Consider the following 10768-nt stretch of genomic DNA (forward strand, 5'->3'; position numbering starts at 1 on the left):
AAAACCTTTGGCCAGATTTGCATTATCGGCTGCATTACCTGCTGACCTTGTCGGCGGCGCGGTTTTCATCATCCCGAATACAGGTGTGGACCCGCTGCCGGTACGGCAGCATCAACCGTTTCCAACGGCGGTGGCCCTTGCGCCTGCCTGCCGTTTCCACTCTGAATGTCGCACGGGGCGCTGAATGTCGGACAAGCCTAGCCTGAAGCTTTACAATACGCTCACGCGGTCCAAGGAGGATTTCGTCCCCTTCGATCCTGGCAACGTGCGCATGTATGTCTGCGGGCCCACGGTTTATGATTTTGCCCATATCGGCAATGCGCGCCCGGTGATCGTCTTTGACCTGCTCTACCGGCTGCTGCGCCATGTCTATGGTGAGAACCATGTCACCTATGTGCGCAACATCACCGACGTTGACGACAAGATCAACGCCCGCGCCCTGCGCGATCACCCCGACCTCCCGCTCAACGAAGCCATCCGCAGGGTCACCGAGACCACAGCCTCGCAATTTCACAAGGACGTCGCCGCTCTAGGCTGCTTGCCGCCGAGTATCGAGCCTCGGGCCACAGAACATATCGGCGGCATGATCGCCATTATCGAGCGTCTGCTGGCTAAAGGTCACGCCTATGAGGCGGAAGGCGAAGTGCTGTTCCGCGTCGGCTCGATGCCCGATTACGGTGCGCTGTCGGGCCGCAATCTCGAAGACAATATCGCGGGTGCCCGCGTGGCCATCGACAGTCACAAGGAAAACCCCGCCGATTTCGTTCTCTGGAAGGCTTCGGACGAGAACGAGCCCGGTTGGGATAGCCCGTGGGGCAGGGGACGTCCCGGCTGGCACATCGAATGCTCGGCCATGAGCCTCGCCTTTCTGGGCGAAACCTTCGACATCCATGGCGGCGGGCTCGATCTCATCTTCCCCCACCACGAGAACGAGATCGCCCAGTCCCGCTGCGCCCACGACACCCCGATGATGGCGCGCTACTGGATGCATAACGGCTATCTCCAGGTCGAAGGCCGCAAGATGAGCAAATCGGACGGCAATTTCATCACCATCCGCGATCTGCTCGAAACTGAGGCCTTCGGGGGCCGCGCCTGGCCCGGCGAAGTGCTGCGCCTCGCCATGTTGATGACCCACTACCGCGAGCCCATCGATTTTTCCATCGCGCGTCTGGAGGAGGCTGGACACAAGCTCGTCTCCTGGCAGCGCGCCGCGCGGGCGGGTTCGCAAACGTCTCCCGACGCCGATGTCATCGCCGCCCTGTCCGATGACCTCAACTTCTCGCGTGCCTCCACCGCCCTCGACGCCCTGGCCCGCGCCGCCAACCGGGGCGAGGACGCTGCCGCACAGGCGCTTGCTGCCACGCTGACTTTCTTCGGCTTCTCCCTCGACAGCCTGATCCGCCAATCCGGCGACGACACCGCCACCGCCGAAAAAGTCGCCGCCCGCCTCGCCGCCCTCGCCGCAAGAGATTTCGCCCTCGCCGACACCATCCGCGCCGAACTTCTGGAACAGGGCATCCAGCTGATGGATTATAAAGACCCCGAAACCGGCGAACGCCGCACCAGATGGGAGGCCGCGCGGTGAGTGAAAAAACGCCGTGCCCGGGCTCGTCGGCAACCTCTGCGCACCCCTCACCCCCATCCCCTCTCCCTCAAGGGGAGAGGGGGGCTCTCTCCGCATCGCCTGGGCCCATCCCCTCTTTACCCCTCGTGGCAGAAGCAGGGCTTTCACGACACGCAACCAATGCTCCTGCTGGATCGCTTCTGCAAGTCACCCCTTCTCCCCTTGAGGGAGAAGGTGGGCTTTCGCGCAGCGAAAGGTCGGATGAGGGGTGCACAGCCTCGCTTCAGCCCGCGGGGGCAGCGTGGCGGCACCAGGTTCCAAAGCGGAACCGCGGCTTAGCCAAATCCATGCGCCGCAACCCCACCGAGGCCGAGCGTGCGATGTGGCTCATCCTCAAAGATCGCCGGCTTGCCGAGTACAAGTTCCGCCGCCAGGTTCCCATCGGGCCCTACATCGCTGATTTCGTATGCTATTCCGCTCGCCTGATCATCGAGCTCGATGGCAGCCAGCACGCCGGTGACGACACCGCCCGCGACGAAACGTTGAATTCGAAAGGTTTCTCCATCCTGCGCGTCTGGAATAACCAGATAACCGAAAACCGCGATGCCGTGCTCGATGCGGTCTGGAACCGGCTCCAGGAGAAGCCTCATGGCTGACGAGGTCACCGGCGGGTGCCAGTGCGGCGCGGTGCGTTACCGCATTCGGAGTCAGCCACGATCGTCCATGATCTGCCATTGCCGCATGTGTCAGAAGGCGGTCGGCGGCCCTTTTGCGGCGTTCGTTGCTGTGCCCCGGACTGATTTCGAGCCTGTGCGCGGCGCGATCGCAGTATTCAAGTCCTCGAAGGTGGCGCAACGCGGGTTCTGCCGGGCGTGCGGTACGCCTCTGACATTCGATCGTATTGATAGCGAATGGCTGGCCGTTTCACTGGGCTCGCTCGATAGCCCCGATGCCTTCCCGCCGCGAAAGCAGTTCGGCGTCGAGGCGCGCCATGATTGGGTCCTGGATCTCGCGCGGATAGCCGAGCAGCTTCCAACCGAGCAGCGCCTGGCCGATTTGGGACGATCGGTTCAGGCCAGCTTCCAACACCCCGACCACGATACTGACCATTGGCCTGAGGGAGACGCCAGATGAGCATGATCGACCATTTCGGACTGAGCGTGGGCGACCACGACCGCGCGCTGACGTTTTACGATGCGGTTCTCGCGCCGCTCGGATACCGGCGACTGCAGGATTTCGATCTGCCAAAAGGCAGGGTCACCGGCTATGGCGACACGAAGCCGGAATTCTGGCTCAGCAGCGGCGGGCGCTGCACGGGCCGGCTGCATATCGCGTTTTCCGCCCGGTCGCGGGAGGCCGTCGATGCGTTCCACCGCGCGGCCTTGCAAGCGGGCGCACGCGATAATGGCGCGCCCGGCGTGCGTGACATCTACCATCCCAACTATTATGGCGCCTTCGTCTTCGATCCCGACGGACACAACATCGAGGCGGTATGCCATGCACCCGCTTGACCCCGCCGCCTTCGCGCCCGGCCCGCCTGCCTGTGCAGGCCCCCTCTGACTGCAAGTATCAGCCTATGACCAAAGAACGCCTCTATATCTACGACACCACCCTGCGCGACGGTGCCCAAACCGCCGGCGTCGAATTTTCTCTCGAAGACAAGATCAATATTGCCCTTCTGCTCGATGGACTGGGCATCGATTACGTCGAGGGCGGCTATCCCGGCGCCAATGTCGTCGATACGGCGTTTTTTGCGCAAAAGCGCACGGAGGCGGCGCAATTCGTTGCCTTTGGCATGACCAAGCGGGCAGGGCGCTCCGTCGATAACGACCCCGGCATCGCCGATCTGATCAATTCCCGTTCCGACGCGATCTGTTACGTCTCAAAAGCCTGGGACCATCAGGTCACGCTCGCCCTTGGCATTTCGACACAGGAAAATCTCCAGAGCCTGGCTGAAAGCGTGGGGGCGGCCATCGCCAGCGGCAAGGAGGCCTATGTCGATTGCGAGCACTTCTTTGATGGTTACAAGGCCAACCGCGCCTATGCGCTCGATTGTGTGAAAACCGCTATCGAGGCTGGCGCGCGCTGGGTGGTGTTGTGCGATACCAATGGCGGCACCATGCCCGCCGAGATCGAAGCGATCGTCGCCGATGTGCTCACCGTCGCGCCGGGCGATCGGCTGGGCATCCACGCCCATGACGATACCGGGCAGGCGGTGGCCAACACTCTTGCCGCCGTGCGCGCCGGTGTGCGCCACATTCAGGGCACGCTGAACGGATTGGGCGAGCGCTGCGGCAATGCCAATCTGGTCACCCTGATCCCCACGTTGGTGCTTAAACCCATATTTGCCGACCGGTTCGAAACCGGGGTGACCGTGCAGAAGCTGGAGAGGATCACCCAGGTTTCGCGCGCCTTCGATGAAATCCTCAACCGCGCGCCCAACCGGCAGGCGCCCTATGTCGGGGCCTCGGCCTTTGCCACCAAAGCGGGTATCCATGCCTCTGCCATCGCCAAGGACCCGGCGACCTATGAGCATGTCACGCCCGAGAGTGTGGGCAATGAACGGTCGATCATGGTCAGCCAGCAGGCGGGCAAGTCCAACCTGCTGACCTCGCTAGCCCGCTTCGGCATCGATCTGCCCCGCGAGGATCCGCGCCTCGATGAGCTTTTGCGGCAGGTGAAGGAACGCGAAGCACGCGGCTATTCCTATGATGGGGCCGAAGCGTCCTTCTGCCTGCTGGCCCACAAGGTCCTCGATACGCTGCCCCGATTTTTCGACGTCACCAGCTACCGCACCTCGATCGAGCGCCGCCATAACGCGCGCGGCGAGCAGGTGACGGTGAGCGAGGCGGTGGTCAAGATCGACGTCGATGGTGAAATTCTGATGTCGGTGGCCGAAGGCAATGGCCCGGTCAACGCTCTCGACCTCGCCATGCGTAAGGATCTGGGAAAATATTCCGACCGTATCGACGATCTTGAACTTGTGGATTACAAGGTCCGTATTCTCGATGGCGGCACCGGGGCGATCACCCGCGTGCTGATCGAAAGCCGGGACCGCGCCGGCGATAGATGGTTCACCGTCGGGGTCTCGCCAAACATCATCGACGCGTCTTTCGAGGCGCTCTATGAGGCGTTCACCTATAAGTTGATGAAGACTTTATAGGCGTTATAATTCAAATCGCTGTCGCAAATATGCGAATCAGGAAATGAGGCCGATGCGGCGGCCGGGAAACACTGACGGAGGCTCCACTGGCCGGTCCCCTTTCTCCCGTAGCTCTCGCCATCGGCGCGGCGGCAGCTACCGCCATCGTGGTCATCGGCATCTTTGCCGGGCCGGGCACTGTTGCTTGTGTCCAGCGCGGCGATTTCGCGGCCTGTATGAGCGAGACCTTTTTCGGGGGCGAACCCGTCCAGACAGCGGCAGGCGAACCGGCGACTGAGGGTGCTACCTCTGTCGAGGCCGATGCGCAGCCTGGCGATCCGATCACGGACCAGCCCGCGACGGCGGCAAACGATGAAACCGCGCTCAGCGTGTCGCAGGCAGTGCTGCCGTCCTTTGCGCTGGTCCGGGTCGAGCCCGATGGGTTGGCGGTGATCGCCGGTACGGCTTCGCCCTCGGGCGAAATTCATATCTTTGCCGATGACCAGCAGATCGGCACCGAGACCGCAGAGCCGTCCGGCGACTTCGTGTTCGTCACCGAAACGCCGTTGCCTGCCGGTGGTGTCGAACTGCGCCTGCTCGACGTCCAGACCGACCGCTTTGCCAGCACGTCGGTGATGGTGGTGGTGCAGGAAGACCGTACGGCAGAACCCCTCGTCGTTGCCGCCGAACCGGGCAAGGCAAGCGAAATCCTCCAGGGCCTGGAGCCCGCAGCGCCACCTGCCGCACCGGCAGAAACACCCGCCGAACAGCCCGCCACCATCGCCGCAGCCGAAGTCCCGGCGCAGCCCGAAATGGCCGAACCTGCGGAGCCAGTCGAAAGCGCAGCGCTGACGGCCTCCGAGTCGCATGTGCAGCCCGAAGCGGTGGAAGCCACCGCTCCCGTCGAGCCCGAACCGGCACCTTCCGCACCCGTGGCTGAACCCGAAATCGTCGTGGCCGAAGCGCCGCGCGAGCCCGCGTCACGACCTGTGGAAACGGCGGTCATTGCCGATGCCGTTACCCCCCGGAGTGCGACTGCTACTCAGCCTGAAACCACAACTAACGAACCGGCCCCGATCACAGAACCTGCCGAGACCATCGAAGCCCCGGTCGCTGAACCGGTCATCGCCGAAGCTCCCGACCAGCCTGCCGCACAGGACACGGTTGAGCCCGAGCCCATCGTGCCCCCGGCACCAGACGTGGCGGAAGAGCCAACTCCCGCCGCAGAACCGGGAATGGAGCAGCCCGCCGCTGCCGCCCCTGTCGCGGAGCAGCCCGCAGCCCCGGTGACCGCTGAGCAACCAGCCAGTGCCGCTGCGCCTGCTCCCGTGCCCACACCTGCCGCAGAACCGGAAACGGTGGCCCCGGTGGCGGAACCCGCACCAATCGCCGTGGCTGAAACGCCCGCGCCTGCCGCCGCCGTGCCGCCCACTATCGATGCCGTCGAGATCGACGGAAACCGCAATTTCTTTGCCGGCAGTGGTACCAACGGCATGAGCGTCCGCCTCTATGTGGACAACGAGGCTGTAGGCAGCACCCGGGTCGCCGATGGCCGCTGGCTGGTGGAAGCTACCGACGTGCTCGATCAGGAAAGCCAGCGTGTCCGCATAGATATGCTCGACAGGAACGGCATCGTCGTCGGTCGCGCCGAGGTCGATTTCATTCTCGATCTGCCCGCCACCGTGGCCGATGAAATCGTCGTTGCCGAAGCACCTGAGCCGGAATCCGCGCCGGTGATCGATGCCCAGCCAGCACCTGCGCCCCAGACCGCGCCAGAGCCGGTTTCAACGCCCGAACAGGCCCAGGCTGCTCCGGTCTCCGCTCAGCCCGCTCCGACAATGCAAGAGCCTGCCGAACCCGAAACGCCCACTGCGCCCGCCGAAACCGCCGTGCCCACGCTGGTCGGCGTCACCACCGGCAATCGCACCACGTCGGGTCAGGCGATCATCCGCCGTGGCGACAATCTGTGGACCATCGCCCGCCGCGTCTATGGCGAGGGCATTCGCTACACCCAGATTTTCGAGGCCAACGCCGATCAGATTCGCGATCCCGATCTGATCTATCCCGGACAGGTTTTCGATCTGCCGGGCACCGATCAGATGATCGGCGACATGGAAGACGAGGACCTCCCGGCCTGATCAAATTCAGGTCGGGACGGCGCCACCGCGCGTCTTGCAATTTTTGCCTATTTCTTTATCGTTATCTGACGATGAAAGCAGCGGCCATGGACGAAGACGATATTGCCACGATAATGCGCGCCCTCGGTCACCCGGTGCGGCTGGAGATATTGCGCATCCTTGCCCGGCGGGCCGAAAATTGCTGCTGTAACGACATCACCGATTGTCTCTCCCTCGCCCAGAGCACGGTGTCCCAACACCTCAAGGTGCTGCTCGACGCCGGGGTGATTCAGCGCCATGCGCAGGGCACGCGCAACAATTACAATGTGTGCCACATCCGCCTTGCAGCCTTCAGCCGCGCTGTGGATGGGTATCTGTCGGGCCTCTCGCCACAAGGCGCGGATGGCGCGTGCTTGCTGTCCGCTTCATGACCCCCGCCCGGGTGCGGTTGCAGCACTTCACTTTCTCGACGCCGATAGTAACAGCCCGTCCGCGGGCATAACGAAAAACCGGCAGGCGTCCGGCTTCAGCCGCTACCCCCTGCCGCCACAAAAAAATCTTTCGCGGAGTCCTCACCCATGTCCGACGAATCCGGATCAACCGTCAGCGCCGATGAAGGTGCAATCCTGGGCACCCTGCGCAATCTGTGGGCCTATATGTGGCCTGAGGGGCGCCCCGATCTGCGCCGGCGCGCGGTGCTTGCCATCGGGGCTTTGCTGCTCGCCAAGGTCGCCAGCACCCTTGTTCCCTTCGCCTATAAGGGCATCATCGATTCCCTTGGGGTTTCGGGCCCCGATGCGGCGCTGATCATGGGGCTGTCCATCCCCATCATCCTCGCCATCGCCTATGGCGTGGGCCAGATCGTTGATACCGGCTTCCAGCAGTTGCGCGACATCCTGTTTGCCTCGGTCGGCCAGCATGCCGTGCGCCAGCTGGCCTATCGCACCTTCACCCACATGCACCAGCTCTCCCTGCGCTTCCACCTCCAGCGCAAGACGGGCGGGCTGAGCCGGGTCATCGAGCGCGGCACCAAGGGTATTGAGACCATCGTGCGCTTCACGATGCTCAACACCGCGCCCACCCTTGTCGAATTCCTCATCGTGGGCATCATTTTCGGCTGGCTGTTCGGCATGGCCTATGTGCTGGTGCTGGCCGTGATCGTGGTGCTGTACATGGTGTTTACCGTGCGCGCTTCGAACTGGCGCATCGCCATCCGCCGCGACATGAACGAGAGCGATACCGACGCCAACGCCAAGGCGGTCGATAGCCTGCTCAATTTCGAGACCGTCAAATATTTCGGCAACGAGGCGCTGGAAGCCAGGCGCTTTGATTCCGCCATGGCCGGGTATGAACGCGCCGCCGTGCGCATCTGGACTTCGCTGGGTTTCCTCAACTTCGGCCAGGGCGTGATCTTCTGGGCGGGCGTGGTGGTCCTCTCGGTCATGGCGGCGCTGGGCGTCATGCGCGGCGATCTCACCGTTGGTGATTTCGTCCTGCTCAACACCTTCCTGATGCAGATTTACCGGCCCCTCAACCAGATCGGTTTCGTCTATCGCGAAATCCGTCAGGGTCTGGCCGATATCGAAGCCATGTTCCGCCTGCTCGATCAGAGCCCCGAGATCGAGGACAAGCCCGACGCCCAGCCGCTGGCGCTGGAAGGCCCGGTGCTCAGCTTCGAGGATGTGTATTTCCACTACGATGCCGACCGCCCGATCCTCAAGGGCGTCAGCTTCACCGTGCCGGCGGGCAAGACCATCGCAGTAGTGGGGCCATCAGGCGCGGGAAAATCCACCATCTCACGCCTCATCTATCGGTTCTATGATGTGATCTCGGGCCGCGTCACTATCGACGGACAGGATGTGCGCGACGTCACCCAGAACTCGCTGCGGGCCGCTATCGGCATGGTCCCGCAGGACACCGTGCTGTTCAACGATACCATCGCCTATAATATCCGCTATGGCCGCCCCGACGCCACCGACGAGGAGGTGCGCGAAGCCGCCCGCATGGCCCAGATCGGCGATTTCATCGAAAGCCTGCCCCACGGGTTCGATACCCAGGTGGGCGAGCGGGGACTGAAACTCTCCGGCGGCGAGAAGCAACGCGTCGCCATCGCCCGCACCATCCTCAAGGCCCCGCCGATCCTGATCCTTGACGAAGCGACGTCGGCCCTCGATACCCAGACGGAGCGGGAAATCCAGTCGGCGCTCGATACCGTGTCGCGGGGGCGCACCACGCTGGTCATCGCCCACCGCCTCTCCACCGTGGTCGATGCCGATGAGATCATCGTCCTGCGTGAAGGCACCATTGCCGAGCGCGGCACCCACAACGAGTTGCTTGATCACAACGGCCTGTACGCCCAGATGTGGAACCGCCAGCGTGAAGCCGCCGAGGCCAGCGAACGGCTCCGGGTCGCTGAGGACGACCCCGAAGGCTACGTCACCCGCAAGCCGGCCCCCCAGCCGGCAGAATAGAGCGTTTCCAGGAAAAGTGGTCTCCGGTTTTCCAGTTCGGAAACGCGATCAAACAATGAGCGTTTACAGGAAAAGTGGCCGCCGGTTTTCCGGTTCGGAAACGCGAGGAATTACCACTTTCTCGCCATAAAAAAGGCCCCGCGCAATGCGGGGCCTTTTTGTTTACTCGGAAGGGCAGGGGCCTATTCGGCGGCGGGTCGCCGCGACAGGATCGTCACCCCGTTTTCGGCCCGCTCCACCAATTCGGTGTCCTTGGTCACGATATGGCGAGGCGCTTCGGCGTTGCCTTCGATGGCCACGGCCATGCCGTCGAACCCGGCTGGCTGGACGGGTTCGCGTGTGCGCCGGCCCCGCAGCCACCCGAACAGGGTGCCGATCTGGTGCCGGACCACCTTGGGCGCAGTCACCATCACCGGCACCATGATCAGGGTCAGCACGGTCGAGAACAGCAGCCCACTCACCAGCGCCGCCGACAGGTGGACGAACCACGACCCGGCGATGCCCCCCAGGACGATTTCCCGGCGGATGAAGTCGAATTCGATATTCGCCCACATCGGGATCACGCCCAGCGCGGTGAGGAACGCCGTCAGCAGCACTGGCCGCACCCGCTGCGCGGTGGTCAGCAGCATGGCGGTGATCGGCTCGACGTTCTGCCCGCGGTTGTAGGTGTTATAGGTGTCGATCAGAACGATGCCGTTCTTGACCACGATCCCCGCCAGCGCCACGATGCCCAGCCCGGTCATGATGGCCGAAAAGCTCATACCCGTCGCCAGCATCCCCAAAAGCACCCCCGCCACCGACATGATCACCGTCGAGAGGGTCACCAGCACCTGATAGAAGCTGTTGTACTCAAGCAGCAGGATCAGGAAGATCATGAACAGCGCTGCGGCCAGCGCCTGTCCGATAAAGGCGTTGGCGTCGCCCATCTGTTCTTCCGCGCCGCCAAAGGCGAACGACACCTTGTCCGGCCACTCCTGCGAATCGAGCCAGGCCTGCAACTCCGCCACCCGCTCTGCGGGATAAACACCAGCGGGCAGGTCCACGAGGCTGGCCGCGATCGGCATCACATAGACCTGATTGCGCCGCTCGATATTGGCCACCTTCGGCACCGCCCGGCGTTCGATGAAGTTCGAGACCGGAACCATGCCCTGTGCAGTGGCGATGCGCATGGAATCCAGCGCATCCAGAGTGCGTTCCTCGTTGGGCAGGCGCACCTTGATGTCGAGTTCGTCGCCGGTCTCCTGATCGCGATAGGTGCCCAGATTGACCCCGCCGGTGACCAGTTGGACATAAGGTGCCAACTCCCGCACCCCGATGCCATAGCGGGCCGCTTCCACGCGGTCGACGGTGATCTGCCAGTCGATGCCGGGCGAGGGGCGCCCGTCTTCGATATCGGCGGCGTTGGGCAGGTCGTTTTGCAGATAGGCGACCACCCGTTCCACCGTCGGCACCAGATCGGCGTAATTGGTGCTCT

The 10768-nt window shown here is 63.3% G+C and carries 9 protein-coding genes; 8 read left to right on the forward strand and 1 reads right to left on the reverse strand.

Translation table 11 applies throughout. The features are described 5' to 3' along the window. Positions 1 to 184: 184 nt before the first annotated feature. The 8 genes from cysS to VNS12_RS01350 all read left to right on the forward strand — a co-directional run bounded on the left by cysS (position 185) and on the right by VNS12_RS01350 (position 9294). Positions 185 to 1585, forward strand: coding sequence for a cysteine--tRNA ligase (cysS, locus tag VNS12_RS01315; protein WP_325486034.1), 1401 nt, complete (start codon positions 185 to 187; stop codon positions 1583 to 1585). Next, complete coding sequence (locus VNS12_RS01320) at positions 1567 to 2220, forward strand: endonuclease domain-containing protein (RefSeq protein ID WP_325486035.1); 654 nt, start codon at positions 1567 to 1569, stop codon at positions 2218 to 2220. Before cysS ends, VNS12_RS01320 begins: the two co-directional genes overlap by 19 nt. After that, positions 2213 to 2698, forward strand: coding sequence for a GFA family protein (locus VNS12_RS01325; RefSeq protein WP_325486036.1), 486 nt, complete (start codon positions 2213 to 2215; stop codon positions 2696 to 2698). The genes VNS12_RS01320 and VNS12_RS01325 overlap by 8 nt, the downstream gene beginning before the upstream one ends. 2 nt (positions 2699 to 2700) lie before the next feature. Further along, positions 2701 to 3075 (forward strand): VOC family protein, encoded by a 375-nt coding sequence (locus VNS12_RS01330; protein WP_325486044.1) that lies wholly within the window; start codon positions 2701 to 2703, stop codon positions 3073 to 3075. Between the two features lie 65 nt (positions 3076 to 3140). Further along, positions 3141 to 4727 (forward strand): citramalate synthase, encoded by a 1587-nt coding sequence (gene cimA / locus VNS12_RS01335; RefSeq protein WP_325486037.1) that lies wholly within the window; start codon positions 3141 to 3143, stop codon positions 4725 to 4727. Between the two features lie 146 nt (positions 4728 to 4873). Beyond that, positions 4874 to 6844 carry a LysM peptidoglycan-binding domain-containing protein gene (locus tag VNS12_RS01340; protein ID WP_325486038.1) on the forward strand — a complete coding sequence of 657 codons (1971 nt, stop codon included), beginning with the start codon at positions 4874 to 4876 and terminating at the stop codon, positions 6842 to 6844. Between the two features lie 86 nt (positions 6845 to 6930). Beyond that, positions 6931 to 7254 (forward strand): ArsR/SmtB family transcription factor, encoded by a 324-nt coding sequence (locus tag VNS12_RS01345; RefSeq protein ID WP_325486039.1) that lies wholly within the window; start codon positions 6931 to 6933, stop codon positions 7252 to 7254. A 147-nt stretch (positions 7255 to 7401) separates the two neighbouring features. Further along, positions 7402 to 9294, forward strand: a complete 1893-nt coding sequence (locus VNS12_RS01350) for an ABCB family ABC transporter ATP-binding protein/permease (protein WP_325486040.1) — start codon at positions 7402 to 7404, stop codon at positions 9292 to 9294. Between the two features lie 182 nt (positions 9295 to 9476). Here VNS12_RS01350 and VNS12_RS01355 read toward each other — a convergent pair. Then, a partial coding sequence (locus tag VNS12_RS01355) for an efflux RND transporter permease subunit (protein WP_325486041.1) occupies positions 9477 to 10768 on the reverse strand: 1292 nt, incomplete at its 5' end.

It is taken from the genome of Pelagibacterium sp. (assembly GCF_035555455.1).
GTDB lineage: Bacteria > Pseudomonadota > Alphaproteobacteria > Rhizobiales > Devosiaceae > Pelagibacterium.